The following is a 21,013-nucleotide window of genomic DNA, read 5'->3' as shown; positions in this document are numbered from 1 at the left end:
AACTGAATAGGGTCATATCCATACGGACACTTAAGTCAAGGTTCTTCTTAATCACAACATGAAACTTTTTGATTGGATAAACGACTATATAAGTAAGAGGGGGAGAATAACGTGGTGGAACACTTATTTAACCGGTTATACGTGGACTATCACCAGTCGCTATATCAATTTCTAGTTTATTTATTACGAGATAAAGATACAGCTGAAGAACTCGTTCAGGACGTGTACATTAGAGTGATGCACGCTTATGACAAGTTTAAAGGGGATAGCAGTGAGAAGACTTGGTTGTTCTCGATTGCACGAAATGTGGCGATCGACTATATAAGAAAACAGAAGCGGCAAAAGAAAACATTATTAAGCTCAATTAATCTAGACGATCATAAGAATCAGTGGATCCATCCTGATCGTCTTCCGGATGAGATCTTAGAACAGAATGAAGCTGTAAGACAGTTGTATGCTGCATTAGAACAATGTAAAGCGGAGCATCGTGAATTAATTCTTCTCAGGTATATCCACGGCTTTTCCATCCGAGAATCTGCCTCCATCATGGGATGGACTGAAGGAAAAGTGAAAACGGTCCAGCATCGGACGTTGAAAACTTTGAAGGGTATCCTTGATGACACCAAGAAGGAGGAAGAATTGTCAAATGGGACAATCTAAATGGAATGAGGAAAAGATCATTCAAACACTCCGGGAATTTCCGAAGGTGGAAGACCCGAAACCTAAGGAAGAGTTGTTTGACCAAATTCAAAATAGAATGGAACAAAAACAAAAGAACAAGAAGCCATTTCGGTTTATGCCAGTCTTCGCGGTTGCTTGCGTACTTGCAATTGCAGCCATCATCTCTCCAACAATCATGAACAGTACACTTTTTGATTCGAAGGTGCCTGAATCTTCACAAACAGATTTACAAAACAGCACAAAATTAGCACCTGAAAAGAATGGCGATGCTAATGAAAATACCGAACAGGCAGCACCACCAGCTGAAGAAGCACCACCAGCAAGTGAAATTGGACCGATGGCCTATGATGAAGGCATTACGTATCATCCCGGGATAATAGAAGTGCCAGAAGAAAAGCAAGTGATCACCGTATATTATCCAGATCAGGAAGCAATGGGTGTAGTTCCGGTTTCAATATTAACGGATAAAGAAATGAATAGAGTAACAGGAATCGAAGAAGCGCTAGACATAATTTCCGCCGAAGAATTGGGCTTATCAGAATCAGTACTTGGAGATGTGAAACTTTCAGAAAACACACCAGATAATGCATTAGTTGTCGATATTGAACCAGGCTCTATCCAAGGATCGACGGGTGACCGAATCTTTCTAGATACTGTGAAAAATACAGCTTACCAGCTAGGTTATGATCATATCTACTTTAAATCAAATGGACAAGATGGATACGAATTCTCTCATTACGGAAAGATGAGTTCTGAAACTGTAAAAGCACCAGAAAAGGGCGTCTTCAGTCAGATATCGAGTAAAGGAACGTTATTCCTGATCAACGGAATACCGTTAAACAACGCACAACCTGAATCTTTAGATGAGACCCTACAATGGATGGGGAACGTAGTCGAAGGCTTCGGATATCAAGCAACGATACCAAAGAATGTGTATATCAAAAATGTAACAGATGAAAATAATACGGCTACGGTTGAGTTCTCAGAGGGTACGAAATTAGAAAATCATACGAGGTACTTGGCGATGATCGAATCCATACTGTGGACGGCAAGTCAGTTTGGATATGAACATGTACAATTCAAAGGGGCAACCATTGATCAAATTGGACCTTATTCTCTAAAAGAGTCGATCCCTGTATTAAAAGCACCGAATCTAGTGGAACCCATAACTGAATAGAATGTATACAAAAAGTGCTGATCCATCTGGATCAGCACTTTTATTCACCAAAAGGCAGTATTTTTACTTCTACACGTCTGTTTTTCGCTCGTCCTTCATTTGTATCGTTAGAAGCAACCGGTTGGAATTCACCGAATCCTGATTGACTAAATTTAGTAGGGTCGAGCTTTTCGTTTTGTAATAATAGTTCCATGAAATTGATGGAACGCTGTGCGCTAAGCTCCCAATTGGAGCGGAAATCATGGTTCTTAATCGGGATATTATCTGTATGTCCTGCGATCACGATCCGTCTTGGTGGATCAGTCACGAGCAATTGGGAAATCTCTTTTGCTAGTGTGATTGATTCTTTCTTAACGACTGCGCTACCTGAGTCAAACAAGGCGCGGTCTAAGATTGTGATGATTAAGCCGCTTTCCGTCAGAGTCGTTTTCAAACTCTTGTTAAGCTTGTTTTCGTTAATATAAGCATCAATTTTCTCTTTGATTTCTTTTAATTGATTTTGGTCAAATTCACCATTTGTTTTCTCTTGGTCATCAATTGGTATGATCGCACTTTCACTTGTAGGGATAGAAGTCTGTTCCACAATGCTAACAGGGCTTGTGTAATCAAGCGGTCCCGTTCCGCCGTTAAGTGCGGATTTAAATGAATTCGCCATGTTTTCAAACTTTGCAGCATCAACTGTACTCACTGCGAACAACACAATAAATAATGCGAGCAGTAACGTTAGCATGTCTGCATAAGGAATGAGCCAGGATTCATCAATGTGCTCTTCGTGTTTCTTCTTTCGTGTTTTAAGCATTTAACCCCTCTCCTTCCTGAGTAACAGGAGGTTCAACGTTTCTTTGGTTCGCTGGGATATAGATTTTTAACTTATCTTCAATGACTCTAGGTGAAGCTCCATCTTGGATTGATAAGATGCCTTCAACCATTACTTGCTTGACCATTACTTCTTGCTTTGATTTCCGCTTTAGTTTGTTAGCAAATGGATGCCATAGTACATAACCTGTGAAAATTCCGAACAACGTTGCAATAAATGCAGCTGCAATGGCATGACCTAACGCTTCAATGTCATCTAAGTTTCCAAGAGCGGCAATGAGACCGACTACAGCTCCTAGGACGCCTAACGTCGGTGCGTATGTACCCGCTTGTGTAAAGATCGCTGCTGAGCTTTCATGTCGTTCTTCCATCGCGACAAGGTCTTCTACCATCACGTCCCGGATGAATTCCGGTGTTTGACCATCAATGACCATCTTCATTCCATTTTTTAAGAATGGATCGTCAATTTCATCTGCGTGTGTTTCTAATGCAAGTAACCCTTCTTTTCTTGCGATCGTTGCCCAGTCAGAAAATATAGGAACCAACTCTTCGACAGTGGTTGTTTTTTTATCTGTAAACAATATTTTGAATAACTTCGGAAGCTTTTTCACTTCTTGCAAAGGAAAGGCAATCAAGACAGATGCGGCTGTTCCTGCAAATATTATCAACAAAGCAGCTGGGTTGAATAACGCTGTAGGGTTAACCCCTTTTAGTATCATTCCTACGCCGATTGCGATTACGCCAAGTATGACTCCGATTACTGAAGCTTTATCCATAAAAAATGTCATCCTCACTATAAACATTCTGTTGATCCTTGAAGTTCGATCATAATCTTTCGTTACTACTCATATCGACATCTTGACCGTAATTGTTTAATAGGGATTTGTGAGTTGTACATACATAAGTGAAAATAACCATCCATGGACATACTACACATCAAAGTGCGAATTGAAGTTTGGGCAAAGCCGTACTCGGAAACATAGAGATTAGGTATTGTTTAAGGGAGGTTGTCATATGACGAATGATAAAGACATTCAGATTTTAAGAGAGATGATTGATGATGAATTCAAAAAAGAATTGGCTGGAGATGTGAAGTCCGAAATGCCAGCTAAAGAAGAGAAGGATGGGGATGAAATAACGAATCCGTATCATATTGCACAACGTCTCATTGAGAGAGCAACCGAGACATTAGAGCTTCAAGAAGGTGTGTATGATATTTTGAAAAAGCCGAAACGAGTCATGAAAGTTTCCATTCCTGTTCGGAGAGATAATGGAGACGTTGTGAATTATACAGGTATTCGTGCGCAACATACCGATATACTTGGACCGACGAAAGGTGGGGTTCGTTTTCATCCAGGTGTAAATGAAGATGAAGTCATCGCCCTTTCTATGTGGATGTCACTTAAAACCGCAATTGTCGGGATACCATTTGGTGGAGGAAAAGGCGGTATTATCGTTAATCCAGAAGAGCTTTCAGAACGGGAAATTGAAGAGCTTAGTCGTGGGTTCATTCGTGAGTTAGAGCCGATCATGGGGCCCGAAAAGGACATACCTGCACCAGATGTGAATACGAATCCAAAAATCATGGGCTGGATGCTCGATGAGTTCGACCGACTGAGAGGACATAATGTTCCTGGTTTTATCACTGGCAAGCCGTTAATTATTGGTGGTTCAGAAGGAAGAGTCGAAGCGACTGGACGAGGGGTAGTCATTACCATTCGTGAAGCTGCTAAACGATTGGATTATGATCTCAACAAAATGACAGCTGTCATCCAAGGCTTCGGAAACGTTGGATCGAATGCAGCCAAATACTTAGAGGAAAGTGGCGTGAAGGTAATCGGGATCACTGATGCGAAGGGCGGCGTATACAATGAAAACGGGTTGGATATTGCGAGCTTAATTGAGTATGCCAAGGAAACCAAGACAGTCAAAGGATTTCCGGGTAGTGAAGATCTATCGAATGACGATTTATTCTCATTGGAATGTGATATTCTCATACCTGCAGCATTAGAGAATCAGATTACAGGAGATAACGCGAACCAAATTAAAGCGAAAATTGTTGCGGAGGCTGCTAATGGACCGACTACACCACAAGGTAACAAACTACTGGAGGACAACGGCGTCTTTGTGATCCCAGATATTTTATGTAATGCAGGTGGTGTAACCGTGTCCTATTTCGAATGGGTACAAAATGCGATGCACTACTCATGGAAAGAAAAAGAAGTGGCCGAAAAGCTCGAAGAAAAAATGGTAGATGCATTTAAAGCCGTTTATGATATGCGTGACGCCAAAAAGGTGAAAATGCGTGAAGCCGCATACCTTGTTGGTGTAGGGAGATTAGCCAAAGCGATGATCGCAAGAGGATGGATTAAAAACTGGGAGATGCCAATTGACTGCTAATCATGCTATTTTCTAGATAAAATTTCGTTTTTCTAGATAAAAATCATTTTTTCTAGATAACTGCATCAAACACAAGCTTTCAAACATAGTGATGATGATTTTTGTACACAAAAATCGACTATATTGCTTTTTTGCGAAGAAATATCGTAAAAAGCATACAAATAAACATGAAAAAGACCTTCTCCTGAGCAGATGAAGGTCTTTTTTGTATGGATGTTAGTTATTTCTTGCCATATTTAAGAATCGTAATAAATCACCGTATATCAAACTGTCTGAGAGTTCGAGTTCTTGTAAGTGTTGCTGAGCTTCGGTACAGGATTCGGGATTCACCTCTGCACCAGATGCTCGGTCATAGCACGTATCTTTCGTGTAGACGTAAGCGTCAGTGACAACACTTCTATCTCTGAATATTGCAACGTTCTTATGCTGCTCTGAAAAGAGGTCAGTTCCAAATTGAATACCTTGTTGTCCGATACCAAGTAAATTCAAGATTGTCGGCTTTAAGTCGATTTGACCAGAAACCTTTGAAATGGTTTTCCCTTTTTGACCTGGTATATGAATGATAAGTGGCACTCGTTGCAACTGGACATTATCGTAAGGCGTAATTTCTTCTTTATTTAATACTTGAGCAAGTGCGTCATTATGTCGCTCAGAAATGCCATAATGATCTCCATAAATGATGATCACCGAATTCTCATACAATCCGTTAGCTTTCAGCTGACCAATAAATTCTTTTATCGCTTTATCCGTATAGCTTACGGTTACAGGATACCGATCGACAATGGGATCATTTGTCTCGAATGTTGGGACCAATTGGTCGCTCTCATCATACTTGTAGGGATGGTGGTTCGTTAATGTAATAAATCTCGAATAAAATGGTTGCGACATTTCACTTAAATAATCCATGGATTGCTTAAAGAAAGGTCGATCCTTTAATCCATAATTGATTTGGTTGTTTTCATTGATTGTGTAATACTCTTGAGAAATATATTCATCATAGCCCATCGTATTATACATAATGTCCCGGTTCCAGAAACTCTTATTGTTTCCATGAAAGACCGCGCTGTGATATCCCTGTTTTTTCAGAATTTCAGGAGTAGCGAAGTATTCATTCAACGGATGTGTTTGGAATACAGCGCCCCTCGGTAATGGATATAATGAATTATCGAGTAGGAATTCAGAATCAGAGGTCTTCCCTTGTCCAGTTTGATGATAAAAATTATCGAAATAATAGCTGTCCTTTATGAAATCATTCAAGAAAGGTGTAATCTCTTTCCCGCGAACCTCTTTTCCAATTACGAATTGTTGTGTTGATTCCATTGAGATCAATATAATGTTCTTTCCTTCAGCAATTCCGTACAATTCGTCATTGACTGGTACATCTTTATTTTTCGTATATTCTATAATTTCTTCTACGTCAGAGTTGTTGGCCAGTGCTTTTTGAGCCTTTGTTTTGGATTGCAACAAGAGATCGTAGACGTGATAGTTATAAGTTCCGAGATTTTTCACGAGTAGTTCTCGGTCAAACGTCCGAGTAAGCAGTTGTGGTCTTTCGGACTCGGCTAGACCTAGATTGATTGCTAGAAAAAGGGTGGCAATGATCGCAAGCTTCATAAAGCTTTTGTTCGTAAACGACGACGGTTTCAAGGTTCCTCGTTTAACGAAATAGGAAATGACAATAATATCCAGAAAGAAGAAAATGTCATACCAATAGGTTTGTGCGACTAGACTATTGCCGATGTCGCCAACATTGTTTGTCTGAAATAATACAGGTACAGTAATGAAATCATTGAAAAATCTGTAATACAACGTATTGGAATAAAGGACGATTGAGAAGATTAGGGCCAAAATCCAAGTCATACGTTTTTGGAGCTTTTTGGGGAATAGGAAAACGAGTGCCATTGTGAAGATAACGGAACTTAAAGGATTGATGATAAGAATCAATTCCTGTATCCAGTTACTTGTAGGCAAATTAAAGCTTAATTTATAAACGACGTAGGTTTTGATCCACAATATTGTTGCAGTGATCACCAAGCTGTTCCTGATCCAACGCTCTTTCATGAGAAAACCTCCGAATTGCTAAAGACATACATTCATTTTATAGACGATTAGGAACGAAGAAAGTTCCATGAATTCTTATTTGTATTCAAGTAGACTATTCATTATCATAGCAAAATTCCTGTATATGGAAAAGTGTCATAACAAAAGTATTCGTGCTACTTTCCTATTTCTTTACCCTTTGCTATTGCCAAGTACACAAAATCTAACTATAATGATTAAAAATTACCAATTACATTTGATGATGAGGAGAGTAAATTTCAGGGCACATGCTAGCGAGCTGGAGTTGGTGGAAGTCCAGTATGAGCTGAAATTGAACCGCACCTCTGAGATGCTTATTTGAAAACAAGTAGATTAAGCCGTTCCCAGCGTTAATGGGTTAAGTGGATCCAAATTTAATTTTGGATAATTAGAGTGGTACCGCGGGCATAACTCGTCTCTCAATTTATTGAGAGGCGTTTTTTTATACACAAAAAAGGAGTGAAAACGGATGTCGATTAAAGATTATACAGCGCATCAATTAAGTATCATTATAGATTCTTTGTCAGAAGAAGATTTGAAAAAATCCTTAGAGGTCCCTCCAAATCGAGAAATGGGTGATCTCGCTTTTCCTTGCTTCATACTGGCAAAGCATTTGAAACAATCACCTGTACAAATTGCAAAAGAGCTAGAGGGAAAGCTTTCAAGTTCGGACGTATTTGACCGAGTAGAGGCTACGGGACCTTATTTGAATTTGTTTTTACCGAAGAGAAAACTGACAGAGCAAGTCATCAGCGAAATATTGGTTGATGGCGAGCAATACGGAAGTGTGAAAGCGAGCGGTCACCAGATACCAATCGATTTATCTTCACCGAATATCGCCAAACCGTTTTCAATGGGACATTTACGATCTACAGTGATCGGAAATGCGGTCGCGAACCTAGCAGAAAAGAATGGCTATAAACCAATACGCATCAATCACCTAGGTGACTGGGGCACACAATTTGGCAAACTAATGACCGCTTATGAAAAATGGGGAAATGAACACGCCGTAAGAAAGAGCCCGATTAAAGAATTGAATGCACTATATGTCTTATTTCATGAAAAAGCGAAGGAAGACCCTAGCCTAGATGACGAAGGTAGAGCTTGGTTCAAAAAGCTTGAAGGCGGAGATTCCAACGCAACAGCTTTATGGAAATGGTTCAGAGAGGAATCCTTAAAGGAATTTGAAAAAATTTATGAACTCTTGGATGTATCTTTTGACGCGTATCCTGGAGAATCTTTTTACAATGATAAAATGCAAGCCATTGTAGATGAGCTCAACGAGAAAAAGCTGTTAGTTGAATCTGATGGGGCGATGGTCGTTGATTTAGAGGAATTCGATATGCCGCCTGCATTAATTCAAAAGAAAGATGGCGCTTCCTTATATGCAACGCGGGATTTGGCAGCAGCTAAGTATCGAAAGAGCACATATCATTTTGCAGAATCATTATATGTGGTCGGTCATGAACAGTCCCTTCATTTCCAACAAGTGAAGAAAGTATTGCTCAAGCTAGGTTACGATTGGGCAGAGGACATGAAACACATTCCTTTCGGGATGATCCTACAAGATGGGAAGAAGATGTCTACGCGTAAAGGAAAGACGGTACTACTTGAAGAAGTATTAAAGCAGACGATTGAACAAGCAAAACGGAATATTGAAGAGAAGAACCCGACGCTTAAAGCAAAAGAGCAAGTAGCAGAAATAATCGGTGTAGGTGCAGTCATTTTCAATGATTTGAAACAATCTCGTCTAAATGACGTGGAGTTTGACATTGAACAAATGCTTCGATTTGAAGGGGAAACAGGTCCTTATATTCAATATACCTATGCAAGAGCTTGTACGTTATTAACGAAAGGCTCTTGGGGAGAAATGAAAGAAACAAATCCACCATATAATATAGATGAAGCGTACTTATGGGATCTTATTTTAACGCTAGAACATTTTCCGAGCATAGTAGAGCGCGCATTTCATGAATATGAGCCCTCTATTCTTTCTCGTTATTTAATTGTATTAGCACGTTACTTCAATCAGTATTACGGAAAAGTCCGCATATTATCTGGCACTGATGAGGAACAACAAGCCAGACTTCATCTCGTTAAATCGGTAACGGTCGTCTTAAAAGAAGGACTTAGATTGCTTGGTATAAAGGCTCCAGAGAAAATGTAAAGTAGGTGAGAGGATTGAGCAAGAAGAAGAGGGGATGCATTCATCATATTGAGTTATATGTTTCAGATTTAGAACGATCAGTGGATTTTTGGGGATGGCTCCTTACAGAGCTTGGATATTCTGAATTCCAGAAATGGGAGCAGGGCATAAGCTACAAACTAAACGATTCTTATCTCGTATTCGTTCAAACTGAACAAAAATATTTAGATGTTCCTTACCATCGATGTCGAGTAGGTTTAAACCATTTAGCATTTTATGCAGAAAGCCGAGAGCATGTAGACGAGCTGACAAAAGATCTGAAAGCGAAGGGGACGAATATACTTTACGAAGATCGACACCCGTACGCTGGAGGGATGAACTATTACGCCGTCTATTTTGAAGACCCGGATAGAATAAAAGTAGAAATTGTTGCCCCTTAAGTAAAAGGACTCAGAGAGAGGTCCTTGCTTATCCTGAAAAAGAGAGCGGGCTTATTTCAGTACTCGCAAAAAGGTTTAGCGCTCACCTTTAAGAGAGGGTGAGCGCTAATTTCATGATTTTCAATAAACTTTAATTATTACTGCATCGGCACGAGTGTAACTGTCCAAACGTCTTTTTGTTGATCACGAATAAGTCGGAAGAATTTCTGATTTTCTCCTGTACCGCCCCATGTAATATATGCATAGGAGGATCCAAATTCGTCTATTTGATAGGTTACATCTACTTCTTTAACCTTCTTCAATTCTTTAAGGAATTTTTCAGTCCCCGCTTTAGCTTCTGGCGTATCTACTCCATCAAAATAAAATTGTTTTGATGGCATTACTCCAGCTGGATCTTGATAAAACATATGATATTGTGTCTCGTGGTCTTCATTTTGAGAGGCGTAAAAATAAATTTGCATGACTTGAAAAGCGCTAAGGTCCTTTAATACCTTTTGGTCCTGTTCCGCTTTGAGCGTTTCATAAACCGCTACTAGTTTGTCTGGCAACGGTAATATAGGTTCGTGAATCGTTGTCTTCTCAATATCTTCATTTGCTGGAGGAGAAAGTTTTTCTGAACCGGCCTTCGGTAGTTTACTTTCCTGTGCGGTTAAAGCCTTATCAGAGCTAGGACCATTTTGATCTTGGTCATTTAAGCTTTCACTCGTTGCTAACTGTGCGGACGATTCGCCTTGGTCAGGTGAATTGCTAGCATGATCTGCAGGCATGTTATCAAATGCGATTTGCACGATGGCAAGAAGGAGGACAAGGCTGACGGCTGTACTCATGATTGGTTTCCAGTTCGTACGTAGGAATGAAAACCTACCTGTACGTTTTTTTGCAATCTTATCTCTTATTTGTTTTCGTTGCTTATCTGTAAATCTACTTTCATTTGACATCATCGTATTAAGTGTTTTGTTTAAATCTTTAAGTTGATCTTCCATCATCCATGCTCCTTTCTGATGTGATGACTTCTTTTAATAGTTGTCTGCCACGATGTAAGCGGGTTTTTATAGTCGATTCATTTATAAGAAGCATTAAGCTAATTTCTTGTACGGAAAGCTCTTCAAAATAATAGAGCAGTAGCATTTCTCGATATTTTATTGGCAATGAGAGCACTTGATTGGCGAGTACCTGTTTCTCATCCTTTGCCAACAGATCACTCTCGGGTGTTTTTAAATCTCCCTTCATCCATCGAGAGATTTTATCTGTAAATTGTAGATTACGGAAAGACCAGGTTCTATGATAATCATGACAACGGTTAATCGTAATCCGGTAAATCCAAGTCTTTACAGAAGATTCACCCCGGAAAGTATCTAATTTCGTATAGCAAGTAACAAAGACTTCCTGAACGATATCCTCAGCTCTTCCCCAGTCCTTTACATAAGTGTAGGCAAGGCGAGTCAGTTTCTCCCCGTATTGGTCCATCATATGTTCAATGACTTCTTCTTTCGGGTAACGACCGATGATCTTATCCAACTGGATATTCGACCGTTGCCGCGGCTGATATTCCTCCAACCTGGTAACCTCCTTTAGCGTCCTTTAATAATCAGACGTAGCCCATTTCAAATACGTTTCATGAATGATGGAATTAATTGATTAAAACAAGTAAAGTAATAGTTAAACGTGCTTATTATCCATTATATAACTGATTGATGGTAGAGGGGGATTGTATATGGAAACGACGAAAAAACGAAGAAGATGTAACTGGTGTGAGGATGATCCAATGCTTATGGATTATCATGATCACGAATGGGGGCAGCCATTGGATGATGATAACGATCTGTTTGAGGCATTGACACTCGAAATCTTCCAAGCAGGACTAAGCTGGAAAACGATTCTTCATAAAAGGGAAAACTTCCGTACAGCATTTGATGGATTTGAGATTCATAAGGTGAGTGAATATAAAGAAGAGAAGATTGAGGAATTGTTGCAAAACAAAGGAATTGTTCGACATAGACGGAAAATAGAAGCGACGATTCATAATGCAAACATAGCACTAGAGTTGATTAAAGATCATGGAAGTCTTAAAAACTATTTTGATTCGTTACCTAAAGAAACATTAGAAAAACAAAAAGAAATAAAGAAAACATTCAAACACGTCGGACTCACAACAGCCGAAAGTTTCCTTATGGCAGCAGGATATATCCAGCCAGATCATAGTGAGGAGTGTTTTAAGACAAAAAATAGAGGAAACCTATAGCGGTTGCCTCTTCTGTTCAAGCTGTTAAATTTTTGTAAAAGGACTACTGCCTGGTTCAGGCGTTTGATCAATAGCAACTGCACTTGGATTGATAGTAGGTTCAGGCGTTTGATCAATAGCAACTGCACTAGGGTTGCTAGTAGGCTCAGGCGTTTGATCAATAGCAACTGCACTTGGATTGCTAGTAGGCTCAGGCGTTTGATCAATAGCAACTGCACTTGGATTGCTAGTAGGATCAGGCGTTTGATCAATAGCGACTGCACTTGGATTACTAGTAGGCTCAGGCGTTTGATCAATAGCGACTGCACTAGGGTTGCTAGTAGGATCAGGCGTTTGATCAATAGCGACTGCACTTGGATTACTAGTAGGCTCAGGCGTTTGATCAATAGCAACTGTACTTGGGTTGCTGGTAGGCTCAGGTGTTTGATCGATAGTGCTATTGTGGCCTTGAACTAAACTATGAACAGAAAATAATACTACTAGCCCTACAGATAAGGTAATTAATTTTTTCATTTAAGTACTCTCCTTTAAAAATATTGTTGGCTTGCTTCTAATGCTAATTTATAATACTCACTCGAGCTTTTATATTGTGAGTTATTAAAATAGTATTCTGCCAGCAATGTGGCATATTCACAAACACGTTCTAATATATTTTGTTCTTGAAAAAAAGGAATAGCTTCTTTTTTTATAAATTGCTCATATTCCTTTCCGTGATCATTATCTAGTCGATATTTTAATACTTTATAATGGATTAAATATTCTTTGTCAGGGTTCTTTTCTAGATTATTGAACGTTTTTTCAAGCCACATAGAAGAGGAGGTGGGTTCTCCTAAATTAAAATACTCTTGGGCAATAAGATAGTATGTTATGTGTATACTTTGATCTTTTATTTTTTCTTTAATTTTTATTGATTTATGATAGAATTCTATAGCCTTTTTGCCATCACCCTTACTTGAATGTACATATCCCAAATTATGGTATATAACAGATAACCCTTTACTATCATTAAAGGACTCTGCAAATTTAAGTGCTTGGGAGAAGTGATACTCTGACTGGGAATAGTTTTTAATACGCCGGTTAACAATACCTAGTAAAATTTGGCAATCAGAACTTCTGGTGAAGTGATAATCTTTATCGAAAATATTGAGAGCTTTGTTAGCATAGCTAATAACTGAAGTATTATGGGTTAAGTGAGTAAGAGTGAGCGCAATATTATAATAAAATGTTGCAATTTCAACTTCAGTTAAAGGGGTTTGAACTAAGTATGGCTCAGCTTTATAGAAGTAATCAATAGATTCCCTGTAATCGTAAGTGATATAGTTGTACAGTCCCAAAATAAAATAATGATAAAACTTTAATGAGGAATCAAAATCAATATCTTTATATTTCTTTAAATCTTTTAATAGATTATATGCATCTTCTGCTTTTTTTTCAGTGAGATACTGTCGAGTAAGGAACAATTTATATCTTAATATGATATTGGGATCCTCAATAAAAGGTATTTGATCTTCTATTTTTAAGTATATTTCTTTAGCTTCTTTACTTTTTCTTAAAGTTAGATAGTAGTTCCATTCATTTAACAATCCAATAAAATTAACATCTAATTCCTGACTTTCCGGAGAGATCCCTAGTCTCTCACACAAGAGCTGGATGACGTCATCACTGGATTTTGCGTCGCCGTTTTCTATTTTACTTAGGTAGGAGACGGAGCATATTCCTTTTGCTAGCTCTTCTTGAGTGAGGCTTTTTGTCTTTCTATAATATCTTATTCTCTGTCCTATCAAAATATCCCCCCTCCCTAACTTGGGAAAATCGACCCGAAAAACCATCAAATATTGTCTATCAAAACTACCATTTTTCCCAATACAGGACCGTATGTTCCTTTGATAAAATTAATATAACACAAAAAGGAAATCTCAGTTAGCCTTTCAAACTAGTTTTTCACTATATTGGGAAGATTGCAACATTGTTTGTAGTAAGAATGTTCTTGTTATAATTATGACATGAATGGGAGGATATCATAATGGGAAAAATGAACAATTTATTTTTCAGCCACCACGAAACGAAAGACCCGTTTTATGCTTCTCATGGAAAAAGAATAGGAATAACGGCGAAAACGTTAGATCATAAAATGATAAGAAATACCCAGGTCAGCAAAAGAAAGCTTCTAGTAGATCGAAGTAACAATAACTGGTATTATTATCCGATTGACAGAAAAGGGAAATTTGACCTTGTAGCAACGAATGATCAAACAGGAACAATCATGAATAAGAAAGTGAAGGGTACCCCAAATATTTATGAATTTGAGAACAGTGTTGTCATTGCATGTGAAGGAAATGGTGAAGTTGGTTATGTGTATCAATTTTCCAAAGACAACTTAAAACTGTTGAACGAATGGGAAATCGATGGATTCATTTGGGGTGTAATTGAATATAATGGTTCGGTTTGTGTCTCAGCGTATGTAGTGGATCTTGATACAGCTAGACTTTATATACTTAATGGTCGATCGGTTGATTTTGTAGAGCTCGGGACGCACTTTGCCCCTTCTGATCTACTCGTGTTGAATGAACGACTGTTTATCTCATCCTATCCTTTATCAGAAAACAGCCCGAAACAAATCTTAATGGTGGATGAGGAATACGACATAGAGAAGAAATTTGGAGTATCCATTTGTCCGAGGTTTTTGTTTGAGAATGGTGAGGACATCTTAATACAAGAGCTTGATGTGAAGACTGGAAGATCCGATCGTTATTCTCTATTAAACTTAAATTCTGGTGAAGAAATGGTATCAAAAAGAAGTATGCCACTTAGAATTGTAAACTTTTAGAAGAGTAGTCGAGAGACTGCTCTTTACTGTTTTTCAATACTTATTAAGTTCTAGTTTCATGAATTGTTCACAGAACCTGCAAGGGATTGTCTAACTTTTGGCAAAGGAGTAGTAGAGAGGGGTGTTGGGTGATGTGGAAAGGCTCTGCTGCTTTATGTATGAATGAAGGCAAGGTATTGATGGTTCTACAAGGAAAGCCGAATGAACCGAAGAGGTGGACAATCCCATCTGGAGGGAAGCATGATGGGGAATCTGATGAAGCATGTTGCTTAAGAGAATTATTTGAAGAAACGGGCTATAAAGGTGACATTAAAAGGCGGTTGCACGTTAAGCATGGTGAATCATACGGAATTCAGGTGATCGTTCATTATTACGAGGTGGATATTGTGGGCGGACGACCAACCATTCAAGATCCCGATGAACTCATTCATGAGATTCGGTGGATCACCTCAAGTGAATTACATAAGTTAGACCTCTCGTTTCCAGAAGATTTGGCATTCCTAGTTGAAGAACTAGAAAAGTGTGACTCCAATTTTGTAACTTTAGAATAGTTTGTTGTGTGGTGAAAAGCCTCTAATAAAAAGAAAATGGTAATTTATGAACGGTCCTGTCAAATTACCAACACCTTACGAATAGTATAAATACAACTATAAAAAATTAGGGGCTAATCAAATGAAAAAGATGAATTACATCCTTACATCTTTACTCATTGGTTTTTTTTGGCTCATACCGTTAAGTGCGAATGCTGAATCGGGTCAACCTGAGAACTTGTTTAGTGAATCGTATATGCTTATGGATGCGTCTACGGGTCAAGTCATAGCGGAAGAAGACTCAGACCGAAGGATGTACCCTGCAAGTATTACGAAGATGGTGACAGCAATTATTGCAATTGAATCAGGTAAGATGAATGAAATGGTTACAATTAGTGAAAATGCAGCTTCTGTTGAAGGGACGAGAGTGTATCTGCTTGAAGGAGAAAAGCTGCCTCTTCGACAACTTGTTCAAGGATTAATGATTAATTCTGGGAATGATGCTGCAATCGCTATTGCTGAACATTTATCTGGTAGTGTTGAGGATTTTTCTAAAGAAATGAATGCATTCGCAGAAGAGCGTTTAGGTTTAGAGAATACCCATTTTGTAAATCCGAGTGGATTGCATGATAAAGAACATTACTCCACAGCCTCGGATATGGCAAAGATTGCCCAATATTCATTAGAAAACGAGACATTCAGGGACATCGTTAAAACGAAAAAACTAGCTTGGAAAGGTAAGGGTTGGGATACGACACTTGTGAATCATCATAAACTCCTTTGGAGATACGATGGAGTAGTTGGAGTGAAGAACGGATACACAAGTGAATCTCAACATACTCTTGTTACAGCTGCAAAGAAAGAGGATACAAGCTACATTGCAGTTACGATGAAAAGTGACACATCTGAACAAGCATATGCAGACACGGTAGAGTTATTAGACTATGGCTTTGAACATTTTGAGACAAAGAAAGTGGCAAAGGGTACGGTAGTTACTGATGAAGATGGAAAGGAATATACGTTAAAAGAAGATAAGTTCTTCACCAATATTATTGGAGAAAAGTTCAACACATTTGTTGATAAAGAGGGAAACCTTGTCGTTAGCAATGAACTTGATGAAGAAATTGCTACTTTTCCAATATTGCCAGATGCGACAGCTCAGGATGAGGTAGGCGATACTTCTCAACCGACTCAAGCTGCTATGGGCAATTTGCAGCCAGAGGATGAAACGGAACAGGGAACATTGTGGGTTACCCTAACGTTCGTGAGTTTTTGTCTCCTCTTTATATTACTTCTCGTAAATTGGTATCGAATTAAATTAAAGCGAAAAAAATTACGGGTTCAACGAATGATGAACGAATTCAAAAGATAAATCACAAAACAGCACTGCTTCGTTTCTTAGCAATAAGAATGGGGCAGGCTGTTTATTTTTTTGTTCAAATTTGTAAAGTGAAGCCAGCTTACTATTATAGGAAATTATGTATGGATACGTTATAATACATTCATATTATCGACATTATTCTGTCAGAGAGGATCAATGATATATGCGTTATGAACCATCCAATCAAATTGCTAAGAGAGCTTTGACAGTATGGCGATTGAACGGTATTTTCAATAGTCTTATCTTTTTACTTGCTTCAATTGGAAGTGTTGTTCTCGTCGTATTAACTGAGGTACCTTTTTGGGTTTCTGTTATTGCCATCATCCTATCTGTTATTGTTTCATACATCATGATTCAAGTCGTACCGAAAATCCGTTATCGTGTTTGGCGGTATGAAGTTAGAGAATATGAAATTGAGTTGAAATACGGACTGTTTATTATTCGGAGAGTACTGATTCCGATGATTAGAGTGCAGCACGTAGATACGAAGCAAGGTCCTTTACTTCGTCATTATGATTTGTCCAGTGTAACCATCTCAACTGCTGCAACGGTTCATGAAATTCCTGCTTTAGATAATGAAACGGCGGATCAAGTGAGAGATTACATCTCACAAATGGCTAGGGTGACAGAAGAAGATGTATAAGCCTACAAGATTACATCCGTTAGCTGCAGGGTTATCTTTTTTGAAATTACTTAAGGAATGGTTTATTCCGCTTATTATCTTTTTCTTTATTGGTCCAGGAAATGAAACGGATATGTTTTGGGTCAAATTTGCTCCGTTTTTGTTCATTGGTTTACTCGCTGTTTATGGACTCATTCAATGGTTCCGCTTCACTTATCATATAGAAGGGGATGAATTGAAGATTGAGCATGGAGTTTTTGTGCGAAAGAAACGATACATACCTCAGAAAAGAATTCAGTCTATAGACTATACGCAAGGCATTTTTCATCGTTTTTTTAAAGTTGTAAAAGTTAATATCGAAACAGCCGGTGGTGGTATGGGAGCTGAAGCATCTTTAGCGGCTATTCGTAAAATGGATGCAGATCAATTGTCTGAAGTTTTGCGTGATAATAAGAGGACAGAGTCCCCTGAGGAATCCACCCCTTCTACTATTGAAAGTCCTTTATACACATACACGTTATCAATGAAGGATCTATTAATTGCCGCTTCAACTTCAGGGGGAATTGGTGTGATGTTACCACTAGTTGGTACCTTCGCATCACAACTAGATTCCATCATCCCAGAAGACTTTTACGTAATTGCATTTAATTGGTTAAGTGGGTTCAGCTGGGTCATTATTGCGGCATTGGCATTCATTTCTGTATTCGTTGCTTGGTTCGCATCCTTTATGGGTGTGATCTTGAAATATGCGAACTTCCAATTGAAGCGATATGATGACCGAATCGTGATCACACGAGGCTTGCTTGAGAAAAGAGAACTAACTTTTCCGTTGCATAGAGTCCAGGGAATTCGCATTGTGGAGAATGTATTACGACAACCGTTTGGATATGCAACAGTTCACGTTGAAAGTGCAGGTGGTGCTGGACCGGAAGCAGGCATGTCAGCCATGCTGCTACCAATTATCAAGCGCAAGCACCTTAATCGCGAACTGCACAAAATCATGTCTGGTTATCAGTTGCCTGACCAGATGAACACTTTACCAAGACGATCAATGAAACGCTATATTTTAAGAGGGGTTCTGCCGTCCGTACTCTTACTCCCTCTCCTTTGGTGGTTACCGTCTAGCTTATGGGTATTATTAATCGTTCCGATTGCAACGTTGGCATTGTGGGGCGTTCTTAGATATAAGGATGGCAAATGGTTTGTGAACGATAAAGCCTTCTATATACAATCGCGTGGCCTTTCAAGATCATTACTTATTACTGAGAAAAGGCGTATGCAGGACTTTGAGGTGACTGAATCCTTCTTTCAGAAAAGGCATCAACTTACATCATTAAAGACATCCATATTGTCCGCTGGAGTCGGAAAAGCATTTCGACTTATGGATGTTGACCGGGATGAAGGAAAAGACGTGTTTAACTGGTATACTCGAGAATAACGAAAGAGAATGTTAATGTAAGGATAAGAAAGCTCCAATCATTGGAGTTTTCTTTAATTACAAAAGTTTTTAAAGGATCACACTTATAAGTGTAGAAACGAGTAATATTAATCAGGAAATGAGGTCATTGTATGTTCATTGTCCACTCTACAGTTAAAGTACCAATTGATAAGACAGAGGAAGTCATTGATATTTATCGAAATCGGTCACGACAAGTAGATCAAGCAGAAGGGTTCCACTCTTTCGAATTATTACAAAATGATAAATCCCCTGAAGAATTGACTGTGCAAATTAAATTTACGAATAAGAAAAGTTATTTGGAATGGGTCCGAAGTGATGATTTCAAACGTATTCACGAACTTGAAAAGAAATACCCTGACAAAGAACTAGCTGACATTATACCAAAAGTCCAGATGTATAGTGTTGTGGCTACATGAATAAAGTGATTGACCCTCAAATAATAGATCAAGTAATTGAACGGCTTTACGAAATGTACCCCTCACTTGAGGAACGTTTTGGTGAAAAGGGTAAGAAAAAATGCCGTGAAGATAATGAACATCATTTCGCTCATTTAGAAACATCTTATGAACTGCAAAACACCCAATTTTTTGTAGACTATGCACACTGGTTAAACGGCATTCTTCAAAAGCACGGTATGACATCCGAGCATTTATACAATAACTTCAAAATCATTGAACAAGTCATTACTCAAGACATAGGTACAGATAGAAAAAACCACTATAAACAATCATTAGCCCAGGCGTTTGTAGAGTTAGAGAATATTGAATCAAAATAAATGTGGGGGAATTACGATGGAAGGGAAAGTTAATTTGTTTACAAATTACCTACTTGCGGGTGATGAGGCAAGTTGCGAAATGCTTATTGAGGATTTGCCCGACAAAGGTAATATTTTCATCGTTTTTCAACTACTAACTCGGTCCATGCAGCGTATAGGTGAGTTATGGGAAAACAATGAGATTTCAGTTGCTGATGAACACCTTGCAACAGCTACTTGTGACTTCATTCTTTCCCAATATAAATATAGGTATATTACGAAAAAGCAAACTAAGAAAAACGAGAAAAAAGCGATGTTTTTCTGCTTAGAGAATGAACAACATTATTTAGGAACGAAAATGATTGCTAGCTTGTTTGAATATAATGGATGGGATGTTCGGTTATTCGGAGCGAACTTACCGCTTGAGTATGCTCAGTCTCAAGCAGAAGAATGGAAGCCGGATTTAATCGGTATTTCCGTTGCGATCATGTACCATTTACCTAAACTGAAAAGCTATATCGATACACTGAGTCAAACTTCTATTCAACCGTGTATGTTAGTAGGCGGCCGTCTTGCTGGAATTTATGATTTGAGGCCGTATTGTTCTAAGGAAACCGTGATTATGAAGGATATTAAAGATGTTCAAGACTGGTTAGATCAAGTAAGTAGTGAGGGGAATTCTAATGTCACACGTAACCAACATTCCAGTTCCATACTTTCAAATCAATCATGATTATAAGATTTTAGCACGTTCTAAAGTGGCAGACGAGCTCTTTCCTTTGGTAGCGGGTTTTCTTGAGCTTGTAGACGGCGACAGTATGACGAAGGCTACGAAATACTTGCGTATCAAAAGTGGTACATCTCAATTTGAGCTTGTAATGCAAACGACAACGAACCCCTTCTCGCTATTTGAAGTTCACCTTTCATGGAATATGGATCATACTTGTGAAATTGTTTGTATCAACAAAGACGATCAAAGCAATCAGTTGTTCAAGCAAGTTGACCGCCTGCACTCTAGATTAGAAAATACAAACTATGAGCTGCTGGAGAAAAAGAATGAATTAGAGTATGCGATGCAAAAAATTAATGAACTCTCAGGTCCTATTATTTCTTTAACAGAAAAAGTCGCTCTCGTACCACTCTTTGGTGAGCTAACCGATGAAAAAATGCATTATATTGCAGAAAAGATTTTGCGTATTGCCCATGAGAAAAATCAAGAACGTTTATATTTTGATTTCACAGGTGTGGGAGAAGTAACCCAAGAAGGGGTTGATGAATTACAGGGATTGTTTAAAACACTTTGGTACATGGGACAAATCGAAGCGATTATTATTGGAATTACACCTAAACAAGCGGTAGTGCTGAACCATCTAGATACTCAATATCCACTGAAATTTGTATCTACTTTAAAAGATGCAATTAAAGATTTATATCAGAAAGTGTAAGAAAGGGACCCAAT

General features: G+C 38.5%; 21 protein-coding genes, 1 pseudogene and 1 other annotated feature. Of the genes and pseudogenes, 15 read left to right on the top strand and 7 right to left on the bottom strand.

Annotated features, from left to right (window positions below; genetic code table 11):
- Positions 1-108: 108 nt before the first annotated feature.
- A pseudogene (locus tag L2716_RS16760) lies at positions 109-660 on the top strand (sigma-70 family RNA polymerase sigma factor); the annotation flags it as partial.
- The gene (locus L2716_RS16755; RefSeq protein WP_236338144.1) at positions 647-1,858 is read left to right on the top strand and encodes a GerMN domain-containing protein; all 1,212 of its coding nucleotides are present in this window, start codon (positions 647-649) and stop codon (positions 1,856-1,858) included. The pseudogene L2716_RS16760 and the gene L2716_RS16755, both read left to right, overlap by 14 nt.
- 40 nt (positions 1,859-1,898) lie before the next feature.
- Here L2716_RS16755 and motB read toward each other — a convergent pair whose 3' ends face one another.
- Together motB and motA are read right to left on the bottom strand one after the other, a co-directional pair.
- A complete protein-coding gene (gene motB, locus L2716_RS16750) occupies positions 1,899-2,657 on the bottom strand; it encodes a flagellar motor protein MotB (protein ID WP_236338143.1) in 759 nt (252 codons plus the stop codon).
- The gene (motA, locus tag L2716_RS16745) at positions 2,650-3,450 is read right to left on the bottom strand and encodes a flagellar motor stator protein MotA (protein WP_236338142.1); all 801 of its coding nucleotides are present in this window, start codon (positions 3,448-3,450) and stop codon (positions 2,650-2,652) included. The genes motB and motA overlap by 8 nt, the downstream gene beginning before the upstream one ends.
- Before the next feature lie 301 nt (positions 3,451-3,751).
- Between motA and L2716_RS16740 the strand changes: the two genes are divergently transcribed.
- Complete coding sequence (locus L2716_RS16740) at positions 3,752-5,074, top strand: Glu/Leu/Phe/Val family dehydrogenase (RefSeq protein ID WP_408005352.1); 1,323 nt, start codon at positions 3,752-3,754, stop codon at positions 5,072-5,074.
- A 216-nt stretch (positions 5,075-5,290) separates the two neighbouring features.
- On the opposite strand, the gene L2716_RS16735 is transcribed toward L2716_RS16740, so the two are convergent.
- Positions 5,291-7,135: an LTA synthase family protein gene (locus L2716_RS16735; RefSeq protein WP_236338141.1), complete on the bottom strand. Its 1,845-nt coding sequence runs from the start codon at positions 7,133-7,135 to the stop codon at positions 5,291-5,293.
- Positions 7,136-7,364: 229 nt separating this feature from the next.
- Positions 7,365-7,576 (top strand) — a binding site (T-box leader).
- A 46-nt stretch (positions 7,577-7,622) separates the two neighbouring features.
- On the opposite strand from L2716_RS16735, the gene argS reads away from it, so the two are divergent.
- Together argS and L2716_RS16725 are read left to right on the top strand one after the other, a co-directional pair.
- Complete coding sequence (argS, locus tag L2716_RS16730; RefSeq protein WP_236338140.1) at positions 7,623-9,320, top strand: arginine--tRNA ligase; 1,698 nt, start codon at positions 7,623-7,625, stop codon at positions 9,318-9,320.
- 14 nt (positions 9,321-9,334) lie between these two features.
- On the top strand, positions 9,335-9,739 hold the full coding sequence (locus L2716_RS16725) for a VOC family protein (RefSeq protein ID WP_236338139.1): 405 nt from the start codon (positions 9,335-9,337) through the stop codon (positions 9,737-9,739).
- Between the two features lie 137 nt (positions 9,740-9,876).
- Here the strand turns inward: L2716_RS16725 and L2716_RS16720 are convergent, their stop codons facing one another.
- Together L2716_RS16720 and L2716_RS16715 are read right to left on the bottom strand one after the other, a co-directional pair.
- Positions 9,877-10,722, bottom strand: coding sequence for a hypothetical protein (locus tag L2716_RS16720; RefSeq protein WP_236338138.1), 846 nt, complete (start codon positions 10,720-10,722; stop codon positions 9,877-9,879).
- Positions 10,706-11,296, bottom strand: a complete 591-nt coding sequence (locus L2716_RS16715; RefSeq protein ID WP_236338137.1) for a sigma-70 family RNA polymerase sigma factor — start codon at positions 11,294-11,296, stop codon at positions 10,706-10,708. Before L2716_RS16715 ends, L2716_RS16720 begins: the two co-directional genes overlap by 17 nt.
- Before the next feature lie 157 nt (positions 11,297-11,453).
- On the opposite strand from L2716_RS16715, the gene L2716_RS16710 reads away from it, so the two are divergent.
- Entirely contained in the window at positions 11,454-11,981 is a 528-nt protein-coding gene (locus tag L2716_RS16710; RefSeq protein WP_236338136.1) for a DNA-3-methyladenine glycosylase I, read from the top strand.
- A 24-nt stretch (positions 11,982-12,005) separates the two neighbouring features.
- Here the strand turns inward: L2716_RS16710 and L2716_RS16705 are convergent, their stop codons facing one another.
- Both L2716_RS16705 and L2716_RS16700 read right to left on the bottom strand, forming a co-directional pair.
- On the bottom strand, positions 12,006-12,494 hold the full coding sequence (locus L2716_RS16705; RefSeq protein WP_236338135.1) for a hypothetical protein: 489 nt from the start codon (positions 12,492-12,494) through the stop codon (positions 12,006-12,008).
- A 14-nt stretch (positions 12,495-12,508) separates the two neighbouring features.
- Entirely contained in the window at positions 12,509-13,765 is a 1,257-nt protein-coding gene (locus L2716_RS16700; RefSeq protein ID WP_236338134.1) for a helix-turn-helix domain-containing protein, read from the bottom strand.
- 239 nt (positions 13,766-14,004) lie between these two features.
- Here L2716_RS16700 and L2716_RS16695 point away from each other — a divergent pair, with 239 nt between their 5' ends.
- The 9 genes from L2716_RS16695 to L2716_RS16655 all read left to right on the top strand — a co-directional run bounded on the left by L2716_RS16695 (position 14,005) and on the right by L2716_RS16655 (position 20,999).
- Positions 14,005-14,808, top strand: a complete 804-nt coding sequence (locus L2716_RS16695) for a hypothetical protein (protein ID WP_236338133.1) — start codon at positions 14,005-14,007, stop codon at positions 14,806-14,808.
- A gap of 158 nt (positions 14,809-14,966) precedes the next feature.
- Positions 14,967-15,359 (top strand): NUDIX hydrolase, encoded by a 393-nt coding sequence (locus L2716_RS16690; RefSeq protein WP_408005348.1) that lies wholly within the window; start codon positions 14,967-14,969, stop codon positions 15,357-15,359.
- 121 nt (positions 15,360-15,480) lie between these two features.
- Positions 15,481-16,710, top strand: a complete 1,230-nt coding sequence (locus L2716_RS16685; RefSeq protein ID WP_236338131.1) for a D-alanyl-D-alanine carboxypeptidase family protein — start codon at positions 15,481-15,483, stop codon at positions 16,708-16,710.
- A 172-nt stretch (positions 16,711-16,882) separates the two neighbouring features.
- Positions 16,883-17,362 (top strand): PH domain-containing protein, encoded by a 480-nt coding sequence (locus tag L2716_RS16680; RefSeq protein ID WP_236338130.1) that lies wholly within the window; start codon positions 16,883-16,885, stop codon positions 17,360-17,362.
- A complete protein-coding gene (locus L2716_RS16675) occupies positions 17,355-18,779 on the top strand; it encodes a PH domain-containing protein (RefSeq protein WP_236338129.1) in 1,425 nt (474 codons plus the stop codon). Before L2716_RS16680 ends, L2716_RS16675 begins: the two co-directional genes overlap by 8 nt.
- Before the next feature lie 131 nt (positions 18,780-18,910).
- Positions 18,911-19,216 (top strand): antibiotic biosynthesis monooxygenase family protein, encoded by a 306-nt coding sequence (locus L2716_RS16670; protein ID WP_236338128.1) that lies wholly within the window; start codon positions 18,911-18,913, stop codon positions 19,214-19,216.
- Positions 19,213-19,575 (top strand): hypothetical protein, encoded by a 363-nt coding sequence (locus L2716_RS16665; protein WP_236338127.1) that lies wholly within the window; start codon positions 19,213-19,215, stop codon positions 19,573-19,575. Before L2716_RS16670 ends, L2716_RS16665 begins: the two co-directional genes overlap by 4 nt.
- A 16-nt stretch (positions 19,576-19,591) precedes the next feature.
- Positions 19,592-20,287 (top strand): cobalamin B12-binding domain-containing protein, encoded by a 696-nt coding sequence (locus tag L2716_RS16660; protein WP_236338126.1) that lies wholly within the window; start codon positions 19,592-19,594, stop codon positions 20,285-20,287.
- A complete protein-coding gene (locus L2716_RS16655) occupies positions 20,238-20,999 on the top strand; it encodes an STAS domain-containing protein (RefSeq protein WP_236338125.1) in 762 nt (253 codons plus the stop codon). The genes L2716_RS16660 and L2716_RS16655 overlap by 50 nt, the downstream gene beginning before the upstream one ends.
- Positions 21,000-21,013: the final 14 nt, after the last annotated feature.

This window comes from Pseudalkalibacillus berkeleyi (assembly GCF_021608225.1).
Lineage (GTDB): Bacteria > Bacillota > Bacilli > Bacillales > Fictibacillaceae > Pseudalkalibacillus > Pseudalkalibacillus berkeleyi.
The sequence above is the reverse complement of the archived record's forward strand: the minus strand, read 5'-3'. Positions and strand labels throughout refer to the sequence as shown.

Excerpts from the sequence above, each read along its gene's own strand:
- L2716_RS16720 (WP_236338138.1), bottom strand. The coding sequence starts at position 10,722 with ATGGAAGATCAACTTAAAGATTTAAACAAAACACTTAATACGATGATG.
- L2716_RS16735 (WP_236338141.1), bottom strand. The coding sequence starts at position 7,135 with ATGAAAGAGCGTTGGATCAGGAACAGCTTGGTGATCACTGCAACAATA.
- motB (WP_236338143.1), bottom strand. The coding sequence starts at position 2,657 with ATGCTTAAAACACGAAAGAAGAAACACGAAGAGCACATTGATGAATCC.
- L2716_RS16675 (WP_236338129.1), top strand. The coding sequence starts at position 17,355 with ATGTATAAGCCTACAAGATTACATCCGTTAGCTGCAGGGTTATCTTTT.
- L2716_RS16695 (WP_236338133.1), top strand. The coding sequence starts at position 14,005 with ATGGGAAAAATGAACAATTTATTTTTCAGCCACCACGAAACGAAAGAC.
- motA (WP_236338142.1), bottom strand. The coding sequence starts at position 3,450 with ATGGATAAAGCTTCAGTAATCGGAGTCATACTTGGCGTAATCGCAATC.
- L2716_RS16705 (WP_236338135.1), bottom strand. The coding sequence starts at position 12,494 with ATGAAAAAATTAATTACCTTATCTGTAGGGCTAGTAGTATTATTTTCT.
- L2716_RS16670 (WP_236338128.1), top strand. The coding sequence starts at position 18,911 with ATGTTCATTGTCCACTCTACAGTTAAAGTACCAATTGATAAGACAGAG.
- L2716_RS16660 (WP_236338126.1), top strand. The coding sequence starts at position 19,592 with ATGGAAGGGAAAGTTAATTTGTTTACAAATTACCTACTTGCGGGTGAT.
- L2716_RS16710 (WP_236338136.1), top strand. The coding sequence starts at position 11,454 with ATGGAAACGACGAAAAAACGAAGAAGATGTAACTGGTGTGAGGATGAT.
- L2716_RS16755 (WP_236338144.1), top strand. The coding sequence starts at position 647 with ATGGGACAATCTAAATGGAATGAGGAAAAGATCATTCAAACACTCCGG.
- L2716_RS16685 (WP_236338131.1), top strand. The coding sequence starts at position 15,481 with ATGAAAAAGATGAATTACATCCTTACATCTTTACTCATTGGTTTTTTT.
- L2716_RS16690 (WP_408005348.1), top strand. The coding sequence starts at position 14,967 with ATGAATGAAGGCAAGGTATTGATGGTTCTACAAGGAAAGCCGAATGAA.
- L2716_RS16680 (WP_236338130.1), top strand. The coding sequence starts at position 16,883 with ATGCGTTATGAACCATCCAATCAAATTGCTAAGAGAGCTTTGACAGTA.
- L2716_RS16655 (WP_236338125.1), top strand. The coding sequence starts at position 20,238 with ATGTCACACGTAACCAACATTCCAGTTCCATACTTTCAAATCAATCAT.
- L2716_RS16665 (WP_236338127.1), top strand. The coding sequence starts at position 19,213 with ATGAATAAAGTGATTGACCCTCAAATAATAGATCAAGTAATTGAACGG.
- argS (WP_236338140.1), top strand. The coding sequence starts at position 7,623 with ATGTCGATTAAAGATTATACAGCGCATCAATTAAGTATCATTATAGAT.